This is a genomic window from Clostridium sp. CS1-1, assembly GCF_056135525.1.
The window spans coordinates 62,171-83,743 of the sequence record NZ_CM148680.1; the positions used below are offsets into that span (position 1 = coordinate 62,171).

The 21,573-nt window shown below is 32.9% G+C and carries 16 protein-coding genes; all 16 read left to right on the forward strand.

Annotated elements, in window-relative coordinates:
• Positions 1-167: 167 nt before the first annotated feature.
• The 16 genes from AC0N0V_RS00300 to prdD (AC0N0V_RS00375) all read left to right on the forward strand — a co-directional run bounded on the left by AC0N0V_RS00300 (position 168) and on the right by prdD (AC0N0V_RS00375) (position 21,565).
• Positions 168-3,695 carry an AAA domain-containing protein gene (locus AC0N0V_RS00300; protein ID WP_474461514.1) on the forward strand — a complete coding sequence of 1,176 codons (3,528 nt, stop codon included), beginning with the start codon at positions 168-170 and terminating at the stop codon, positions 3,693-3,695.
• Positions 3,696-3,767: 72 nt separating this feature from the next.
• Positions 3,768-5,933, forward strand: coding sequence for a hypothetical protein (locus tag AC0N0V_RS00305; RefSeq protein WP_474461516.1), 2,166 nt, complete (start codon positions 3,768-3,770; stop codon positions 5,931-5,933).
• A gap of 39 nt (positions 5,934-5,972) precedes the next feature.
• On the forward strand, positions 5,973-7,724 hold the full coding sequence (prdR, locus tag AC0N0V_RS00310) for a sigma-54 dependent transcriptional regulator PrdR (protein ID WP_474461518.1): 1,752 nt from the start codon (positions 5,973-5,975) through the stop codon (positions 7,722-7,724).
• A 276-nt stretch (positions 7,725-8,000) separates the two neighbouring features.
• On the forward strand, positions 8,001-9,296 hold the full coding sequence (gene prdC, locus AC0N0V_RS00315) for a proline reductase-associated electron transfer protein PrdC (RefSeq protein ID WP_474461521.1): 1,296 nt from the start codon (positions 8,001-8,003) through the stop codon (positions 9,294-9,296).
• Between the two features lie 21 nt (positions 9,297-9,317).
• Positions 9,318-11,438 carry a D-proline reductase (dithiol) proprotein PrdA gene (gene prdA, locus AC0N0V_RS00320; RefSeq protein WP_474461522.1) on the forward strand — a complete coding sequence of 707 codons (2,121 nt, stop codon included), beginning with the start codon at positions 9,318-9,320 and terminating at the stop codon, positions 11,436-11,438.
• 15 nt (positions 11,439-11,453) lie between these two features.
• Complete coding sequence (locus tag AC0N0V_RS00325) at positions 11,454-11,714, forward strand: CBO2463/CBO2479 domain-containing protein (RefSeq protein ID WP_474461524.1); 261 nt, start codon at positions 11,454-11,456, stop codon at positions 11,712-11,714.
• Entirely contained in the window at positions 11,714-12,439 is a 726-nt protein-coding gene (gene prdB / locus AC0N0V_RS00330) for a D-proline reductase (dithiol) protein PrdB (protein WP_474461525.1), read from the forward strand. Before AC0N0V_RS00325 ends, prdB (AC0N0V_RS00330) begins: the two co-directional genes overlap by 1 nt.
• 162 nt (positions 12,440-12,601) lie before the next feature.
• Positions 12,602-13,363: a proline reductase cluster protein PrdD gene (gene prdD, locus AC0N0V_RS00335; protein WP_474461527.1), complete on the forward strand. Its 762-nt coding sequence runs from the start codon at positions 12,602-12,604 to the stop codon at positions 13,361-13,363.
• Between the two features lie 11 nt (positions 13,364-13,374).
• Entirely contained in the window at positions 13,375-13,845 is a 471-nt protein-coding gene (locus AC0N0V_RS00340; RefSeq protein WP_261670441.1) for a glycine/sarcosine/betaine reductase component B subunit, read from the forward strand.
• A gap of 2 nt (positions 13,846-13,847) precedes the next feature.
• Entirely contained in the window at positions 13,848-14,855 is a 1,008-nt protein-coding gene (locus AC0N0V_RS00345; RefSeq protein ID WP_474461529.1) for a proline racemase, read from the forward strand.
• Between the two features lie 97 nt (positions 14,856-14,952).
• Positions 14,953-15,834 (forward strand): TSUP family transporter, encoded by an 882-nt coding sequence (locus tag AC0N0V_RS00350; protein ID WP_474461531.1) that lies wholly within the window; start codon positions 14,953-14,955, stop codon positions 15,832-15,834.
• A 358-nt stretch (positions 15,835-16,192) separates the two neighbouring features.
• Positions 16,193-17,491: a proline reductase-associated electron transfer protein PrdC gene (prdC, locus tag AC0N0V_RS00355; protein ID WP_474461532.1), complete on the forward strand. Its 1,299-nt coding sequence runs from the start codon at positions 16,193-16,195 to the stop codon at positions 17,489-17,491.
• 15 nt (positions 17,492-17,506) lie between these two features.
• A complete protein-coding gene (gene prdA / locus AC0N0V_RS00360; RefSeq protein ID WP_474461533.1) occupies positions 17,507-19,627 on the forward strand; it encodes a D-proline reductase (dithiol) proprotein PrdA in 2,121 nt (706 codons plus the stop codon).
• A gap of 9 nt (positions 19,628-19,636) precedes the next feature.
• Positions 19,637-19,897 carry a CBO2463/CBO2479 domain-containing protein gene (locus tag AC0N0V_RS00365; RefSeq protein WP_474461534.1) on the forward strand — a complete coding sequence of 87 codons (261 nt, stop codon included), beginning with the start codon at positions 19,637-19,639 and terminating at the stop codon, positions 19,895-19,897.
• Entirely contained in the window at positions 19,897-20,622 is a 726-nt protein-coding gene (prdB, locus tag AC0N0V_RS00370) for a D-proline reductase (dithiol) protein PrdB (RefSeq protein ID WP_474461535.1), read from the forward strand. Before AC0N0V_RS00365 ends, prdB (AC0N0V_RS00370) begins: the two co-directional genes overlap by 1 nt.
• A gap of 181 nt (positions 20,623-20,803) precedes the next feature.
• Positions 20,804-21,565 (forward strand): proline reductase cluster protein PrdD, encoded by a 762-nt coding sequence (gene prdD, locus AC0N0V_RS00375; RefSeq protein WP_474461536.1) that lies wholly within the window; start codon positions 20,804-20,806, stop codon positions 21,563-21,565.
• Positions 21,566-21,573 lie beyond the last annotated feature (8 nt).

A 21,573-nucleotide genomic window follows, 5' to 3' on the forward strand; every position in this document is an offset into this window, starting at 1 on the left:
ACTTGTTGTGGTTTTATTTTTTTACAAGTTTAAAGTAATAAAAAGGAAAAACCTTGTCGGTAAAAAATGAATCATGTTTAACGAAATTTTTGAATAATATCAACCTAGATGGTATAATTTAACATAAAAGTAAATATACTTATAATTTATATCCTAGGAGGATTATTATGTGTTATAGAGATAAGATTAAGGGAGTATTTTCTTACTTACTTAATATAAAGAATTTAGAAGAAAAAATAACAAGAAATATATTAGATTATGATAATTTTTATTGGGAAAATGAGCTTGAAAAAAATAAAGGTTGCACATTGAACAGATGTAGTGATAAAGAATGGTGGATTAGAGTAACAAAGGAGTGTAAGGATTTATACGAATTTTTTTTAAAGTTATATTTTTATCTTCAAAGAAAGGAGGAAGAGGTAGAAATAATTTGGGGTCATGGACTCATGGTTTGGCAAATTGATAATAAAAAGATAGCATATCCTATTCTTACAACAAAAATGAAATTAGGTTTTGATAATGAAAATGAAGCATTTACTTTAATTAAACATAACAAAACTATAATAAATACAAATATTTTTGATGGAATAAATGTGCCAAATCAAAAGGGTCTATTTGGATTAGAGAGCATATTAAATAATAACTTAGATCCAAGAAATATAGAAAATGTGGAAGGTGTTTTTAATCAAATAGTATCATATTTAAGTGCTGATGGGAAAGTAATTGTAAATCATATCGGTCAGGAGCAAATAAATTTTCTTGATTATCCCGTTATCTATAATATGCCTGTAATTTTTATAAGAAAAAGTAATATGAAATTATGGCAAAGGGAGATAACAAACATAATTAAAGAAATAGATAAAGGGTACCCTATACCAAATACAATCAGAGCGATAGTTGACGATGTGAAAATAGAAGAGGATAAAAAAGATTATCATAATTGGGGGGGAATTACCGAGGAAACACTATTCCCACTAGAGGAAAACGTTGAAGAAGAAAAGATTGTTAAACGAATAAGTGAAAATTACGGATTAGTGGTACAGGAACAGTTTGGTATGGAGAAAACAAATACAATAATAAACTTAATATGTCATTTTGCAGCACATGGCAAAAGAGTTCTAGTAACTGGCGAAACAGATAAAGAGCTTAAAATATTGTCCCAAAGTATGCCTGAAGCTATAAAACCATTTTGTTTAAGTATCCTTGGGAGTGATACAAGTTCCATAAAAGAACTTGAAGAATCTATATACAAAGTAGAAAAAAATTTGAAATTAAATCCAAAAGATTTAGAAGATCAGATTATAAATCTAACTAAAAATTTAAATATATGTAAAAAAAATCAAAGTTATTTATATAGTAAATTTAATGAGATTCAAATGATTGAGGAGAAAGAAATTGGATATTCGGGAGAGTTTTATAAAATTATAGGAGTTGCAAAATGGGTTAAGGAAAACAAAGAATTATATTCATGGATAGAAGATGATATACATAAAGACCAGGAGTCACCGATAACTGAAAAAGAATTTGAATCTTTATTACTTCTTTTTAAAGAAATTAGTAAGGAAGAGAAAGAAAAATATGATGTCATAAAGCCTATGTTGGATAAGTTGCCTTTAAGTAATGAACTATGTGAATCTATATCTAAGTTTAAAGAGTTAAGTGTCAATTATGATCAGTATACAAGTGCAATAAAAGACTGGCGTATACCAAATGACAATAGATGTAATTATAATAATCTATTAAATCTACTTTGGGAATGCAAAATAAAGATTGGAGGACTTGAAAATGACATGTTTGGCAGCATATTAGGTAAGTATTTTAGTAATGAAATTGAGCATGAATCCTTTAATGACATTGCTCGTAAGTGTAATAATTATCTTTTAACACTTAAAAGAATAGGAAATGACTTAAGAAACAATAAAGTTACAATACCAGAATATGTGGATATATATAAGCTTAGCGATGATTTCAATAGTTTATATGAGAGATTAAGTTTAAGAGGAAAGATAGGAAGAGTATTTAAGTTAACACACCCTGAGTATGACTATATTGTCAGGGATTGTACTGTTAACCAAAGACAAATAAAAAATATCGAGCAAGCTTCTATAGTAAAATCTTATATTCAAGAAAGGATTATATTAAGAGAACTGAAAACTTTATGGAACAATACTGTAAGGGTATATGGTGGAAAAACGCTAACAGTTGAAGATAAACAAATAGAATTAATTATAATTGAGGAGTATGTAAAAAAGCTTAATATTATGGTCAATTGGGATAAGGAATATAAGAATAGAATTTTACTTCTACTAGGGAGAATATTAATACCTAGAAATATAAATTGGTATAAAGTAGAAACATATGATTACCTAATTAAATGTATAAAAGCTATTAAGAATATAGAAGAATATAATAAATTAAAAGCATATATAGAAGTAACGAAAAAATTAATTTTATACACAGAAAAGTTAAGCGATTTATATAAGGCGATAGAAGAACTTGATATTAACAAAATAAAAATTTCTATAAATAAAGTAGAAAAGCTTAGTATGTCTAAAGATAAGTTTTTAGAAATAGATAATCTTATAAAAAAGTTATCAAAGGTATGTCCAAATACCTCACAAAAAATAGTTGATAAATGGGGAGACAGTGAAAATAATTTCAATAGTTGGAGCTATGCTTGGAAATGGGCTAAATGGAATAGTCTTTTAAAGGATACTTATAGTTTAGATACAGAGCTTATAGTTAATTTAATAAAAGAGGAAAAGAAAATGGAGAAGAAACTTATTGGACAAATTATAGCAAAGAAGACAATGTGTAATCAAATATTAAAAGCTTCAGAAAGTAAAAAGAGGAGTCTAATGGCTTGGATACAGGCTATAAAAAAGGCCAGCAAAGGCACAGGGAAGATGGTATCTGAATATAGAAAAATAGCACAAAATGAGATGGAAATATGCAGAGAAGTTATTCCTGTATGTATTATGCCGTTAAATAGGGTTATAGAAAATATAAGGTTATCTGATAGGCAATTTGACTTAGTAATTTTAAATCAAAGCAATAAAAGTGATATATTTTCTATATGCGCATTAATGAGAGCTGAGAAGGCAATTGTATTTGGTAATGACAAAGAAGTGATTAAGCAACCTACAAAGTTAGATGAAAATACTATTGATAATTTAATTAATAGACATTTAAAAAGTATTCCCCAGAAGGAATTATTTGATTTTCAAACAGATTTTTATAGTACTGCCCTTAGAATATTTCAAAGTAGGTTAATGGTAAAAGAGTATTTTACTTGTCTGCCCAATCAAAATAGTAAAATTAAAAACATTGACTATATTTTTAGATCACAGTTTCAAAAAGATGTTTATAATATTATAAAAAATAGAGGTTATTCGATAGTACCTGAGATTAAGATGGATTCATGTAAGGTTGATTTTATATTAGAGGGGAGAAGAAATAAGGTCGTGATTATATGTGATAATGATTATATAAGCAAGAGCTGTAATTGGGAACAATCAATTAATAGACAGTTTGAGTTAGAAAGAGAGGGATGGATAGTTCATAGAATAAGAGGAAGCCAATTTTATTATGATGCTGAGAAAACCATGGACAAACTATGGAGTAAGCTCAGAGATATTGATATAGATAGGTTTGAAAACCAAAAGATATTAGCTACAAATCTGAAAGTTGTGTAAAAAGCATTTAAAACAATAGTTCATGCATTTATAATTATATTAGATACTATTTTAAAACAAGGGTGATATTATATGACAAAAATGATATATGATAATATTCCTATAGAGTTTATTTCCACAATATCTAGGAAAGAAGCAAATAGTAAAAAGCCAATATATCAGATTCACAAATGGTTTGGAAGGAAAACGGATGCCATATTTAGAAGTATACTACTATCATTAGAGCTAAACGATGATGATATAGGCAGTTTTAATGATAAATATTATAAGGATAATCATAATATTTTAAAGGGTAAGGTAATATTAGACCCATTTATGGGAGGAGGAGTAACCCTTGCAAACACTCTAAGATTTGGTGGAAAGGCTGTAGGAGTAGATATTAATCCCGTAGCCTGGTTTATAACTAAAAACGAACTTCAACTTCCAAAGGGAGATAAGGGTAAGGAATATGATTCTATAGAAGAAATAATAAAAGGACTAAAGAATGAGTTTGATAAACTTGAAGAAAGTATAGGGAGAGAAATCAAAGATATATATACTACAACAATATATGATCAGAATAAAGGAATTAACAAAACAGTTGATATAATGTATGTATTGTGGATTAAGAGAGTTAAGTGTCCGGAGTGTGGAAAATATACCAGGCTATTTTCATCTTACAGCATTACTAAGAATAGTAGAAAAGATTTTAAAAACTATAATATATGTCCTAATTGTGGAGAGATTGTTAGGGGAAATGAGAAAATACTATTATGCAATAAGTGTAGATATAGTTTTGAAAAGGACGAAGGAAACTATAAAGGGAGAAGTTTCGTATGCTCTAATTGTAATAAAAAATCTAATCTAGTAAGAGATGTAATGAAAAAGAGAAAGAATCCTCTTACAGCTGAAATGTATGCAATTCAATATTATGATCCTGAAACTAGGGAAAAAGGGTTTAAAGTTCCAGATAAAGATGACCTAAATAAGTATAAGGAAATAAAAAAAATGGCTATGGAGTTAAAAAATGAGGAGTCAGAATTTATTCCCAAGAGTAAGATACCTCAGGGATATAACACAAAGCAAATACAAAATCATAATTATAACTACTGGAGTCAGATGTTTAATGATAGACAACTTTATTGTTTATCTAAGCTTTTACAGGAAATAAATAAAATAACCAATAGTAGGATGAAGGAGTTATTTCTATGTATATTTTCTAATACAATAAATGCCAATAATATGTTTTGCATTTATAACTCTCAATGTAGCAAGATAGAACCTTTATTTGGTGATCATCATATGGCACCTGTAATTAATCCAGTAGAAAATAATGTTTGGGGAGCGAGGTTTGGACGAGGAAGCTTTATTAAATACTTTAAATCTTTATTACAAAGTAAGCAGTTTAATAGTACACCGTACGAGCGATTAGTTGTAGATGGTAAAAATAAAAATGTAATATTAAAGAATGAGAAGTTTTCTTCTGCCTTTACGGATAGCTTTGAAGAATTGATAAATGGTAATAAGAACACTATGCTAAAGTGTGGTAGTGCAGAAGACTTATCATTTATTCCCTCAAAGTCCATAGATGCAGTTGTTACAGATCCACCATATTATTCCGCAATTAACTATGGTGAAATAAGTGAATTTTTTTATACTTGGTCTAGGCTAATCCTTAAGAATAAATATGAGTTTTTTAAACCTGAACATATATTAAGTGACAATGAAGTTACTGTAAATGAAGTAAAGGGAATAACTAGAGAACAATTTATTAATAAATTATCTAAGTGTTTTGAGGAGGTAAGAAGAGTCTTAAAGAAGAATGGACCGATGATTCTTACATATAATAGTAGTTATCCCGATGGATGGTATGTTTTAATACAATCTATGATGAATGCAGGCTTTATAATAGAAAAGACATATCCAATTCATACGGAGCTAAGGGCGGGGCTCGTAGATAATAGAAGAGAAAAGATGAATTATGATCTTGTTATAGTTGCAAGGGAAAATAGCAGTTCTAATGATAAATCTGTGCAAATGGAGGACTTTTTTAGTCAAGTACAGCTTGAATTTAAAAGAACCTACTTAGAGTTAAATGATAAAAGTTTATCTAATCTAGATATATTTTTAATTGTTGTTGGAAAGGTTTTCGAAGTTCACTCAAAATGGTATACTAATATATATAGAGGGAATAAAAAAGTAAGTTTAAAAGAATTATTAGAATATGTCTATGAAAAAGGTTATAATTGTATTATATAGATTATACCTCTATAATTAAAATCTAAAGTAGGTGGGAAAATGAGTATATCTGATCTTATAGTATATAAAGTCAGAGATATTATGTCAAAGGATTTCATAAAGGTTAATATTAATGAAACTATAAAAGATGCTCTAGATAGAATGATAGAGTTATATAGAGATGAAGTTTTAATAATAAATAAAAATGGTAGTTTAATTGGTATTTTTACTATGAAAGATATTGCTAAGATAAAAAAGGAAGGTATATCATTTGATTCTCCTATTGATGAATTTGCAAATAAAAATGTAATTACTGTAACTTCAGATGTATGCGCAAGAGATGCAAGAGATATTATGGTGAATAGTAACATAGGCAGACTTCCTGTTGTTGAAAATGGGAAAGTCATAGGTATTATAACTAGTGTTAATTTAAGAGATACGTTTTATTTAAAGATGGATGAACTTTTTAATCTTCAGAATAATGTTTTCGATAATCTTCATGAAGCTGTATGTATTTGCGATGAAAAAGGAATAGTAAAGTACTGGAATAATAGTGCAGAAAAACTATACAATGTAACAGCGGAACGGATAATAAATAATTATTTGGGGGACTTTTTCCCAAATGCTTTGAGCTTACGGGTGTTGCAAAATAACAAAACAATTAGCAATGTGTACCATGAACCTACTAAAGGTAAGCCTGTAGTTTTAAGTGTAGCCCCACTGTATAACTCAAAGGGTAAGTTAATTGCAGTAGTATCGACAGATAGAGATATTACAGAAGCTGTTAACCTTACAAAACAACTTGAATATGAAAAGAAAAAGGTGGAATTTTTAGAGCATGCTTATAAAAATGAGATTGCATCAAAATACAACTTTTCTTCTATAATGGGAAAAAATAAAAAAATAATAGATTCAATTGCTATCGCGCAAAAAGTAGCACCGACGTCTACTAGTGTTCTTATAACCGGAAAAAGTGGAACTGGTAAAGAAGTATTTGCAAAAGCTATACATGAAGCTAGTGGAAGAATTGGAAATTTTGTAGCAATTAACTGTAGTGCTATACCAGAAAGTTTATTTGAAAGTGAACTTTTTGGATATGTGGAAGGTGCTTTTACAGGAGCTATAAAAAAGGGTAAGATAGGTAAATTTGAGTTTGCGAACGGTGGAACTCTATTTTTAGATGAAATAGGAGACATGCCTTTAGAAATGCAAGTAAAGATTTTAAGAGTGCTTCAAGATGGTGTTATTTACAGACTTGGAGGTGAAAAACCTATATCTACAGATACTAGGATAGTTGCAGCTACAAATCAAGATTTAAAGAAAATGATAGCCGAAAATAAGTTTAGAGAAGATTTATTTTACAGACTGGCAGTAGTTCAGATACAACTTCCTTCGCTTAATGATAGAAAGGAAGATATAAAAGATTTAGCCAATCTGTTTTTTGAAGAGGTATCAAAACAAGAGGGAATAAGAATAGATTATATAGATGAAAAGATATACAGAGTATTGAACAATTATAGATGGGATGGGAACATAAGGGAACTTAAAAATGTAATTCAGAGGATGGTTGTGTTGTCTAATGATGGTAAGATAACAATAGATTCCATTCCAGAATATGTTCTGGAAAGTTCTTCTGTGGAAGCGGAAATGGCAGTTGATGAATTTGATTTAGAAAAAATTATTGAGAGTACGGAAAGAAGGACTATTAGAGAAGTTATGAATATGGTTAACGGGAATAAGCAACAGGCTGCCAAAATATTAAATGTAAAAAGAAGTACCTTATATTACAAGTTAAATAAATATGGAATATGATTACAATATTCTGACAACTGTGTCAATTAATTGACACAGTTGTTTTTTGTTATAAAGTTAGGTAATAGTTGGATTAAGAAGGATTTGTAAAATTAATACACGCCTTTTGGTGTCAGAATTTTCAAATTAGTTTTGATATTAATACGTTATTATAAAAACTTATATACTGAAAAATAGCTATTTGTAACGCTTATATATTAATTTAACATATTATGGTGTTTTTGGCACAAAATATGCTGTCAATAATATATGTAATTGAAACATAGGAGGGGTGGTATGGATAATTTATATAGTTTTCCTCTCAAGATGCACGTAGGAGCTCCTGATGTTGCCATAGTTAGAGAAGGACAAGAAGTTAAAAGAGGAGAATGTATCGCCGAGCCAAAAGGCCTTGGCGCTAAAATTCATAGCAGTGTATCCGGAGTAGTGTTTAGGGTTTCGGATAATGAAATCGTTATAAAAGCTTATAGTATTCAATCAGAGGAATACTTAAAAATTAAACAATGTGAAAATATAATAGATACTATATATGAGGCAGGAGTAGTTGGGGCTGGAGGAGCAGGATTTCCAACCCATATCAAACTAAAAACACAATTTACAGAAGGATATATAATAGCAAACTGTGTTGAGTGTGAGCCTATACTTCATCATAATATTAGAATGATTGAAGAAAAACCTGAACTAGTGGTAAAAGGAATAAGATATTCAATGAAAGCCATAGGGGCAAAACGAGCTTATATAGCTATAAAATCTAAACATAAAGAAGCTATAGAGGCTTTAAGAACATATTTAGGAAAATCAGGAGATATAGAAATTAAGGAATTTAGGGACATGTATCCAATGGGAGAGGAGAGAGCTGCTATACATGAACTGTTTAATGTATGGCTTGAGCCAACTCAGCTTCCAGTAGAAGCTAAATGTGTTGTGCTAAATGCAGAAACACTTGCGAATATAACTAGAGCTGTAGAGGATAGGAAGCCTGTAATAGATAAGGACATAACAGTAGCTGGAAAATTAAAAAATGGAAAAGAGTCAAATGTACTTTTTCAGATTCCAGTTGGGACAAGTATAGGAAGTTTAATTGATAGATGTGGAGGCATAAAAGGTGAATACGGTGAGCTTATAGTAGGTGGTCCATACACTGGAAAAGCTGAAGATATAGAAAAGGCTGCTGTTACAAAAACATCCGGTGGAGCAATTGTAACTATAACACTACCAGAGTTTAAGGGTAAATTAGGACTTCTTGTTTGTGCATGTGGAGCAAATGAAGATAGACTTAGAGATATTGCAAAAAAAATGAAATCAGAAGTAGTTTCGGTAACTAAGTGTAAGAATATAGTAGAAATAAAAGGAGCAAATAAGTGTAAAACTCCAGGTGACTGACCAGGTCAAACAGCTGCAGTTTTGCAGTTAAAGAAAAATGGGGCAGAAAGAATATTAATTTCAAATTGCAGTGATTGTTCCAATACAGTTATGCAATCTGCGCCAAAGGCTGGTATGCCTGTATATCATCATACAGACCATGTATTTAGAACAGTTGATTATCCTTTAACTAGAAGGTTATCAATATAAGAAAACTAAGGGGGAGTTAGTATGTCGATGAGCGCTGAACATGCAACAGAGTTGAAAAATGAACTAGCTGTTGTATGTTGCAGAACAGAAGCTGGGACAATAATTTCAGCAGATAACTTAGAGGATCCGGCAATATTCCCGGATATGGTAGATTCAGGTCTTTTAAATATACCTGATAACTGCTTGAAGATAGGTGAGGTTTTAGGTGCAAAATTAACTAAAACCATAGACTCACTTACACCTTTAACTCCAGATGTTATAGAAGGAGTTAATGTAGTAGCTTCCGAAGAAAAAGTAGAAGAAACTGAAGAAGTTGAACTAACTGAAGGAAGTGAAAAAGCAGTTTTAAAATATAATAAAAAAGCAGGAGAAACTATAAGTGCTGAAGACTTAGAAAACCCAATGAACTTTGAAAAACTTGAAGACTCTTTACTAATAGCCTTAAATGATAGAGTTTTATCAAGAGAGCAAGCTATTGGTGCAATACTAAAGGTTGATGCACCAGCATTGACTCCTGTGACACCTGATATATTAGAAGGATATGAGGAGGTAGTAAACATGGTAGAAACACCAAAAGCAACAACAAGTGTATCTGGCAGCATTCTAAAGATAAAGATTGCTGAAGGAAGAGGTATCGATATTGAAGTACCATTAAATATTGGAGGAACAGTTTATTCAGCACCTGTTGTACCACAAGTGCCAATGGCGGTAAAAGCTGAAAAAATAGTAAAGAATGAAATTACAGAAGTTCCAGTGGCTAAAGAAACTAAATTAGAAGAAAAAGTCATCAGAAGTCTTACAAGAAAATATTACAAAATAGATAAAGTAGAATTTGGACCAGAAACAAGGATAGAAGGAACAACTCTTTATATAAGAGAAAATATCTGTGAGGATGCTGTAAAAGCTAGTAAACTTGTCAAAGGAATTAAAATAGATATAATAACACCAGAGAATTACCACACATATAGCGAAACAATAATGGATGTTCAACCAATAGCAACAAAGGAAATAGATTCAAAACTTGGTTCAGGAGTAACAAGAGTTATTGACGGAGCTATAATGGTTCTTACTGGTACAGATGAAGATGGAGTTCAAATAGGAGAATTTGGTTCATCAGAAGGATATCTAGATGAGAATATTATGTGGGGAAGACCAAGCTGTCCAGATAAAGGTGAGATATTAATAAAAACTCAAGTAACAATTAAAGCTAAAACTAATATGGAGAGACCAGGTCCTCTTGCTGCTCATAAAGCATCAGATGTTATAACTCAAGAGATAAGAGAAGCTTTAAAGAAACTTGAGAATGATGAATTAATAATAAAGACGGATGAATTTAAGCAAGTTAGAAGACCAGGCAAAAAGAAAGTTATAATTGTTAAAGAAATAATGGGACAAGGTGCTATGCACGACAACTTAATTCTTCCTGTTGAGCCAGTTGGAGTATTAGGTGGAAAACCAAACGTTGACTTGGGAAACGTTCCTATAATGCTATCACCACTAGAAGTATTAGATGGAGGTATCCACGCATTAACTTGTATAGGACCTGCATCAAAAGAATGTTCAAGACACTACTGGAGAGAGCCGTTAGTTCTTGAGGCTATGAATGATCCTGAATTAGATTTATGTGGTGTATTATTTGTAGGAAGTCCACAAATTAATAGTGAAAAATTCTATGTATCAGAAAGAATGGGTATGGTTGTTGAAGCGTTAGATGTAGATGGAGCTTTTGTAACTACTGAAGGTTTTGGAAACAATCATATAGATTTTGCAAGCCACGTTGAACAAATAGGTATGAGAGGAATACCTTGTGTAGCATTCTCTTTCTGTGCAGTACAAGGCGCTTTAGTTGTTGGTAACAAATACATGAAGTATATGGTTGATAACAACAAGTCAGAATCAGGTATAGAAAATGAGGTTCTTGGATGCAACACATTATGTCCAGAGGATGCGGTAAGAGGAACTGCAATGCTTAAAGCTGCTATAGCAGGAGAAGATGTTAAGGCTGCTGAAAGACAATATAACAGAAATGTTTTAGACGGCAATTTAGAGTTAATTGAAAAAGCCACTGGAAGAACAATAGATAGAGTTCCGAACGAAACTTCTCTACCTATGAGCGAAAAGAGAAAAGAGAAATACTCCTAAAAGAAGGTAATATAAATGGAACTAAAGTATGGTGATAAAATAATTGAAATGCAGGGAGTCATTGTTGAGGTACATGATGGTTGTGCTGCAATTGACTTGAAAGGCAGATTAGGTTATCTTAAAATACCGCTAAGAATGCTTATAACTGACTATTCTTTAAAAGTAGGTCAAGAGGTTGGTTTTAAGATGAGTTTTATTGAAGTTTTGTCCAAAGAAGTTAACGAAAAGTATGTGAGCAATTTAGAGAAAAAGAATAGAAAGGAAGGTAATTTATAATGGATTTAACTGTTGTTAAGGGTTTTCAATCAGAAATATATGTTCCTATAACACCACCACCAGTATGGACTCCAGTTACAAAAGAGTTAAAAGATATGAAAGTAGCAATAGCTACAGCTGCAGGAGTGCATTTAAAGTCAGATAAGAGATTTAACTTAGCAGGAGATTTCACTTATAGAGCAATACCAGGAGATGCTCCATCAGGAGAGCTTATGGTATCACACGGTGGATATGATAACGGAGATGTTAACAAAGACATTAACTGCATGTTCCCAATAGATAGATTAAGAGAAATTGCAGCAGAAGGTTTTATAAAAGGAGTTGCAGAAACTCATATAGGATTTATGGGCGGCGGTGGAAACCAACAAAAATTTAGAGAAGAAACTGGTCCAGCTATCGCTAAGATTCTAAAAGACGAAGGGGTAGATGCAGTATTAATGACTGCTGGATGAGGAACTTGCCACCGCTCTGCAGTATTGGTGCAGAGAGCAATTGAAGAAGCAGGTATACCTACTATAGTTATAGCAGCATTACCTCCAGTAGTTAAACAAACAGGTACTCCAAGAGCAGTTGCTCCAAGAGTTCCAATGGGTGCTAACGCAGGTGCACCACATGACGTTGTAATGCAAACTGCAATTGTAAAAGATGCTCTAGTAGAACTTACAAAGATAACTACTGCTGGAACAATAGTTCCATTGCCATATGAATATATAGCAAAGGTTTAATTAATAAACTTAAGCTAACTGATAGTTTTAAACTTACGTCAGTTAAGGTTTACCTTAGCTGGCGTTTAGTTAAACTATTGCAAGTTAAAAATTACACAATTTATTTAACATCAATAAGTAAATCGATATAAATAGGCAAAATAATAATAGTGTGGTGATCAAATGGAAAATGAAATAGTAATGAGAAGACTTGTTATAAAAACTTTCCACATAAGAAAAGTAGAATTTGCCACAAGGACTTATATAGAAAATGGCGTACTATATATAAGACAAAATATACATCAGGATATAGAATTTAACCAAGGGCTTATAAAGGACATTAATATAAATGTTATTACACCTAATAATCATAATATCTGTGTAAATTCAATAATGGATTTTTCTCCTATAGCTACTAAGGTTTTAGGACGAATGGGGGAAGGTATAACCCATGTTCTCACAGGTGTAAATGTTATGCTCACTGGAATAGACGAAGATGGAGTACAGGTTGCGGAATTTGGTTCATCCGAAGGGATACTAAAGGAGCAAGTTGTATTTGATAGAGCTGGAACTCCGGCAAAGGATGATATTTTAATACATGTAGATGTTACATTAAAGTCTGGAAAAGGCACCAGCAGACCTGGGCCTATGGCAGCTCATGAAGTTTCTGACAGAATAATTCAAGAAATTAGAGACTATCTTAAAAGAGTAAATGGAAGACTATGTGACGAAAATTATGGATATTTTGACAAGGTTAAACCAGGAAAGAAAAAGATAGTAATCTTAAAACAGGTTGCAGGTCAAGGAGCTATGTATGATACAGGGTTGTTTGGCAGAGAACCAGGTGGATTTTCAGGCTGCAGGTCTATTATAGATATGGGAAATGTACCTATGATAGTAAGTCCAAACGAATATAGAGATGGAGCATTAAGAGCTATGAATTAGAGGTGATTAATATGGGAATTGGACCGTCTACAAAGGAAACTACCCTGCATCATTTTAGAGATCCTCTTCTTAATGTAGTGTCTAATGATGGGGATGTAGACCTTTTAGGAATTATAGTATCAGGAACTCCTCAAGAAAATGAAGACAAGGTATTTTCAGCCCAAAGAGCTGCTGCTTGGATAGAAGCTATGAGAGCAGATGGAGCAATAGTATCTATTGACGGCTGGGGAAATAGCAACATAGATTTTGCTACTGCCCTGGAGGAAATAGGAAAAAGGGGAATTCCAGTAGTAGGAATGAGTTTTGTTGGGACACAAGCACAATTCGTAGTTACTAACCAGTATATGGACACTGTAGTTGACTTTAATAAGTCGATAGAAGGAATCGAAACTGAAGTTGTAGGGGAGAACAATGTTGTTGAGCTAGATGCCAAAAAAGCTTTAGCTTTCTTAAAGTTAAAAATGAGAAAAAGGGAGGACTAAAAATGAAAAGTTCAAAAACAATATTTGCAATTGATTCACATACAATGGGAGAGCCAACAAGAATAGTAGTAGGAGGAGTTCCAAATATTCCAGGAAAAACTATGCCTGAGAAGAAGGCTTACTTAGAAGAAAACTTAGACTGGGTAAGAACAGCTATAATGCTTGAGCCAAGAGGACACAATGATATGTTCGGTTCAATAATAACTCAGCCAACTACAGATGAAGCTGACTTAGGAATAATATTCATGGACGGCGGCGGATACTTAAATATGTGCGGTCATGGTTCAATAGGAGCGTCGACTGTAGCAGTGGAGACAGGAATGGTACCAGTAACAGAGCCTGTAACAAACTTCACATTAGAAGCACCAGCAGGGCTTGTAAAAGCTAGTGTAAAGGTTGAGGATGGAAAGGCAAAGGAAGTTACTATAGTAAACGTACCAGCTTTCTTATATAAGAGAGATGTGGAAGTAGATATACCTAACGTAGGAAAAGTAACAATGGATATATCCTTTGGAGGAAGCTTCTTTGCAATAGTTAAGGCAGAAAAGCTAGGAATAGATATATCGCCAGCAAATGCTCAAAAGATAATAGAAATAGGAATGGATGTTATAAAGGCTGTAAATGAGCAAGTTGAAATACAACATCCAACACTTCCACATATAAAGACAGTAGACTTATGTGAGATTTATGGACCAGCTAAGAGCGAAGATGCAACAATGCAAAACGCAGTTGTATTTGGTCAAGGACAATTAGACAGATCGCCATGTGGAACAGGAACAAGTGCAAAATTGGCTACTTTATATGCAAAAGGCGAATTAAAGATGAACGAAGAATTTATATATGAAAGTATAATACAAACAAAATTCAAGGGAAGAGTAATTGGAGAAACTAAAGTTGGAGATTTTGATGCAATAATTCCTGAAATAACAGGAGCAGCATATATAACAGGGCATAATCAATTCTTTATAGACCCTGAAGATCCAGTTAAATATGGTTTTGTGTTAAAATAAAAAAATAATTTTCAGAAAATTATTGAAACTCTGTAATGCTTTATATTAAAATAGAATAAAATAGTAGTATAAACTATTTATTGGATGGAGGGAGCTTATGGTAATTAAAATTGTATTAGGACTGCTCGTGGTAATGACAGTGTATTTTGCAATAATATTCTTTTCTGATTATGCTAAAGCATCAAAGCAGGGAAATATTGAAAAGACAAATTTCTTTGCATTAGGTGCAGTTGGATTTGTAACAAATTTCTTGGATACCCTTGGTATAGGTAGCTTTGCACCTACAACAGCTTTACTTAAGTTTTTTAAGTTAACAAAAGATAGAACTATACCAGGAACTTTGAATGTAGCTTGTACAATTCCGGTAGTTGTTGAGGCGTTAATATTTATAACAGTAATAAAAGTTGAAGCTGTAACTTTATTTGCAATGTTAGCAGCTGCTACATTAGGAGCATTTATAGGTGCAGGCATTGTTTCAAAGCTTGATGAAAAGAAGGTACAAGTTGGAATGGGAGTAGCTTTACTAATAGTGGCATTGACAATGCTTGCTAGTCAGTTAAAACTAATGCCTATAGGAGGAGAAGCTATAGGACTTACAGGTGGAAAACTTATAATTGCAGTAATAGGAAACTTCATTTTAGGGGCTCTTATGACACTTGGTATAGGATTATATGCTCCATGTATGGCACTTGTATTTGCACTAGGTATGAGTCCTAAAGTAGCATTCCCTATAATGATGGGATCCTGTGCATTCCTAATGCCTGTAGCATCAGCTAAGTTTGTTAGAGAAGGTGCTTATGATAGAAAGGCATCCCTTGCTATAACATTATTTGGAGTTGTAGGAGTTCTTATAGCGGCATATATTGTAAAAGAGCTTCCTCTAAAAGTTTTAACTTGGTTAGTAATAGTAGTTATTATATATACTTCAGGAATGATGTTTAAATCAGCTAGTAAGAAGAGTGTAGAAATACCAATGTAACTTAAATAAAGGTAGCTAGGTGTAGGGGCTTATGTCCCTTAACTAGCTGCCTTATTTTAATACAGATTTTGGGATTAATTGTAATCGAATTTTAGTAGCGTCAGTTTTTTGACTATTAATGTAATATTATAGAACCTAAAGTCGCTATATGTAATTAAAAGATTAACAATATGTCAGTTTTTTGAATTGATTGTGTCAAAAAAAGCTACAGAATGTTACTTGGAGTTTTGTGTATAAAAAAAAATTATACTTGCAAAGCATTGTATCTACATATTTTATAACAAATTTAGTTATACTAAGTTTGTTGGCATGGAATTTGCTAATATAATATTGTGTAAAATAAGTTAGGAGGGATGATATGAAAAATTTATATAAATTTCCTCTAAAAATGCATGTAGGAGCACCTGACGTTCCTGTTGTTAAGGAAGGCGAAGAGGTAAAAAGAGGACAATGTATTGCAGAACCAAGTGGTTTAGGGGCAAAAATACACACTAGTGTATCAGGAAAAGTTTCAAAAATCACAGAAGGTGAAATATTTATTGAGGCAGATAGTAACCAGTCACAAGAGTATTTAAAGATAAAAGAATGTGACAGTATAGCTGATAGCGTATATGAAGCCGGCATAGTTGGTGCTGGTGGGGCTGGATTCCCAACTCATATTAAGTTGAAGACACAAATTGCAGACGGATACATAATTGCAAATTGTGTTGAGTGTGAACCAGTTCTTAGACATAATATAGAGTTATTAGAAAAAAATCCTCAAATAGTTATAAGAGGAATCGAATACGCTATGAAATCTACAGGAGCACCAAAGGCTTATATAGGAATAAAAGGTAAAAATAAAAAAGCTGTAGCTTCTGTTAAAGCAGCATTAAATGGTAGAAATGATATTGAAGTTAGTGAAGTTAAGAATTTATATCCAATGGGAGAAGAAAGAGCATTAATAAAAAGTATTTTTGGAAACTGGCTTGAACCTACACAATTACCAGTAGAAGCAAAGTGCGTTGTTTTAAATGGAGAAACTCTTGCTAATATAACAAGAGCAGTAGAGGATAGAAAACCAGTTATAGATAAGGATTTTACAGTAGCAGGAAAGCTTAAGAGTGGAAAAGAGCCACATGTATTCTTTCAAGTTCCAGTGGGAACTACTATAGAGAGTCTTATAGAGAAGTGTGGCGGTATAGATGGAGAGTATGGAGAGCTTGTAGTAGGCGGACCATACACTGGAAAATCAGAGGAATTAGACAGAGCTATTGTTACTAAAGCATCTGGTGGAGGAATTGTTACAATACCACTTCCAGAGTTTAAAGGCAAGATGGGACTTCTAGTTTGTGCCTGTGCTGCAGATGAACATAGATTAAGAGATGTAGCAAATAAGATGGGATCAGAAGTAGTATCTGTTGTAAAGTGTAAAAATATTGTTGATGTTAAAGGCGCAATGAAATGTAAAACACCGGGAGAGTGACCGGGCCAAACAGCTGCAGTTTTGCAGTTGAAGAAAGAAGGCGCAGAAAGAGTATTAATAGCTAATTGTAGTGACTGCTCAAATACAGTTATGAACTGTGCACCAAAAGCTGGTCTGCCTGTATATCATCATACAGACCACATATTTAGGACAGTTGATCATACATTAACTAGAAGATTAGACGAAGAATAAAGGAGGGTAACTAATATGTCAATGAGTGCTGAACATGCACAAGAACTTAAAAATGAGTTAGCTGTTGTATGTTGTAGAACAGAAGCAGGAACAATAATTTCTGCAGACAACTTAGAGGATCCAGCTATATTCCCAGATATGGAGGATTCAGGTCTTTTAACAATACCATCAGATTGTTTAAAAATAGGTGAAGTTTTAGGTGCTAAGCTACTTAAAACTATAGATTCACTTACACCGTTAACTGGAGACTTATTAGAAGGTGTTAAGGGAATAACTGCTAAGGACAAAGAAGAAGAAGAAGTTTTACAAGCTGAAATAATTGATGAGTGTTCAAAAGCAGTTTTAAAATATAACAAAAAAGCAGGAGAAGCTATAAGTGCTGAGGATTTAGAAAACCCAATGAACTTTGAAAAGCTTGAAGACTCACTTTTAGTAGATTTACATGAAGGAGTTTTAACAAGACAAGAAGTTATTGGAGAAGTATTAAGAGTAGATGCACCAGCATTAACTCCTGTAACACCTGATATGTTAGAAGGATATGAGGAGGAAGTAATTATGTCAGAAGCACCAAAGGCAACAACAAGTGTATCCGGCGGCGTTCTTAGAATTAAGATTGCTGAAGGAAAAGGTATTGATATTGAAGTACCATTAAATATTGGAGGAGCAGCACCAGCAGCACCACAAGCACCTATAGCGGTAAAAGCTCCAAAAGCTGTTAAGGCTGAAGCAGCTGCAATAGCTCCAGTAGCTACTGAAGTTAAAGTTGAAGATAAGGTTATAAGAACACTTACAAGAAAGTATTTCAAAATTGACAAAGTAGAATTTGGACCAGAAACAAAGATAGAGGGAACAACTCTTTATATAAGAGAAAATGTTTCCGAAGATGCTGTAAAAGTTAGCAAATTAGTTAAAGAAATAAAGGTTGATATTATAACTCCAGATAAGTACAACACATACAGTGAAACAATAATGGACGTTCAACCAATAGCAACTAAAGAAGCAGATTCAAAATTAGGTACAGGATCAACTAGAGTACTTGATGGTGTTATTGTAATGGTTACTGGTACTGATGAGAATGGAGTTCAAATAGGAGAATTCGGTTCATCGGAAGGTATACTTGAAGAAAACATTCAATTTGGAAGACCAGGAGCACCAGATAAGGGTGAAATATTTATAAAGACTCAAGTTACAATAGCTGCTGGAACAAACATGGAGAGACCAGGTCCTCTTGCTGCTCATGCAGCAACAGATATAATTACTCAAGAAATAAGAGATGCTATAAAGAAACTTGATGATTCACTTGTTTCAAGAACAGAAGTATTTGAGCAAAAGAGAAGAAAAGGTAAGAAAAAGGTTGTAGTTGTTAAAGAAATAATGGGTCAAGGAGCTATGCACGACAACTTAATATTACCAGTAGAACCAGTTGGAGTACTTGGTGGAAAACCAAACGTTGACTTAGGAAACGTTCCTGTAGTTTTATCACCACTTGAAGTACTAGATGGAGGAATCCATGCATTAACTTGTATAGGACCTGCATCAAAAGAATGTTCAAGACATTACTGGAGAGAGCCATTAGTAATAGAAGCTATGAATGATCCAGAAGTAGATTTCTGTGGAGTTGTATTTGTAGGAAGCCCTCAAATCAACAGTGAAAAGTTCTATGTATCAGAAAGAATGGGTATGCTTGTAGAAACTATGGATGTTGATGGAGCAGTTGTTACAACTGAAGGATTCGGAAACAATCATATAGACTTTGCTAGTCATATTGAACAAATAGGTGTAAGAGGAATACCATGTGTTGGTATGTCATTCTGTGCAGTTCAAGGTGCTCTAGTTGTTGGTAACCCATACATGAAGTATATGGTTGATAACAATAAGTCAGAAGCTGGAATCGAGAACGAAGTTTTATCATGTAACACATTATGTCCAGAAGATGCAGTAAGAGCATTAGCAATGTTAAAAACAGCTATGGCTGGAGAAGAAGTTAAGGCTTCAGAAAGAAAATGGAATCCAAATGTTAAGGAAAGCAACATTGAATCAATAGAGAAGACAACAGGAAATACTGTTAACTTAGTAGAAAATGAAACTGCTGTTCCAATGAGCCAAAAGAGACTAGAAAAATATTCAACAAAGTAGGCGACAACTATGGATTTAAAATATGGTGATAAGATTATTGAAATGCAAGGTGTCATCGTAGAAGTTCAAGATGGCGCTGTAGCAGTAGACTTAAAAGGAAGATTAGGTTATTTAAAGGTTCCTATGAGAATGCTTATAACTGATTATCCTTTAAAAGTAGGGCAAGAGGTTGGTTTTAAGATGAGCTTCGTAGAAGTTTTATCGGGAGAAACTAATGATAAATATGTTAGTAATATAGAGATAAGAAACAGAAAGGAAGGAAAAGTATAATGGATTTAACAGTTGTTAAAGGACTACAATCAGAAATATTTGTTCCTATCACTCCACCACCAGTATGGACTCCAGTTACAAAAGAATTAAAAGATATGAAGGTAGCACTAGCTACAGCAGCAGGAGTTCACTTAAAATCTGATAAGAGATTTAATTTAGCAGGAGACTTTACTTTTAGAACAGTTCCTGGAGATGTTCCATCAGCTGAACTTATGGTATCTCATGGTGGATATGATAACGGAGACGTTAATAAAGATGTAAACTGTATGTTCCCAATCGATAGATTAAGAGAACTTGCAGCAGAAGGATTTATAAAAGAAGTTGCAGAAACTCATATAGGATTTATGGGTGGTGGCGGAAACCAGGATAAGTTTAAAAATGAAACTGGTCCAGCTATCGCTAAGATATTAAAAGAAGAAGGGGTCGATGCAGTTTTACTAACAGCTGGATGAGGAACTTGCCACCGCTCTGCAGTTTTGGTGCAGAGAGCAATCGAAGAAGCAGGTATACCTACTATAGTTATAGCAGCGTTACCTCCAGTTGTTAAGCAAGCAGGTACTCCAAGAGCAGTTGCTCCAAGAGTTCCTATGGGAGCTAATGCAGGTGCTCCAAATGATCCTGAAATGCAAACAGCAATAGTAAAAGATTCTTTAGTAGAGCTTACAAAGATAACTACTGCTGGAGTAATAGTTCCATTACCATACGAGTATATAGCAAAAGTTTAGTTAGTATTTTAAGATTTAATATTAATTAAAATTTGATGTAAAAATTTAACTTGCGTCAGTTAAGGTTTTGTCTTAACTGACGTTTAGTTAAACCAATGTAAGTTAAAAATTATACAAACTTACCATCATTAGCTAATGATTTAGTGGTAATAGACAAAATAAGAATAGTGTGGTGATATGAATGGAAAACGAGATAATAATGAGAAGACTTGTTATAAAGACTTTCCACATAAAAAGAGTAGAGTTTGCCACAAAGACTTATATAGAGAATGGTATATTATATATACAACAAGATATAGTGAATAATATTAATGCAGATGAAAGTCTTATAAAAGATATTAAATTAAGCATTATTACACCAAATAATCATGAGTTGTTTGTAAATTCAATAATGGATTTTTCTCCAATAGCAACTAAAGTTTTAGGAAGAATGGGAGAAGGAATAACTCACGTTCTTACTGGTGTAAATGTGATGCTTACTGGAGTAGATGAAGACGGAATACAAGTTGCAGAATTTGGTTCTTCAGAAGGAATATTAAAAGAACAAGTTGTATTTGATAGGGCTGGAACTCCTGCTAAAAATGATATTTTAATTCACATAGATGTTGTACTAAGGTCAGGAAAAGGTTCTAGTAGGCCTGGACCTATGGCAGCACATGAGGCTTGTGATAAGATAATTACAGAGATAAGAACTTATCTAAAGAAAGTAAATGGAAGACTATGTGATGAAAAGTATGAATATTTTGATAAGATAAGGCATGGAAAGAAAAAGGTAGTTATATTAAAGCAGGTTGCGGGACAAGGAGCGATGTATGATACAGGGCTCTTTGGAAAAGAACCAGGTGGATTCTCAGGATGCAGATCTATCATAGATATGGGAAATGTACCTATGATATTAAGTCCTAATGAGTATAGAGATGGAGCATTAAGAGCTATGCATTAATAGTTATG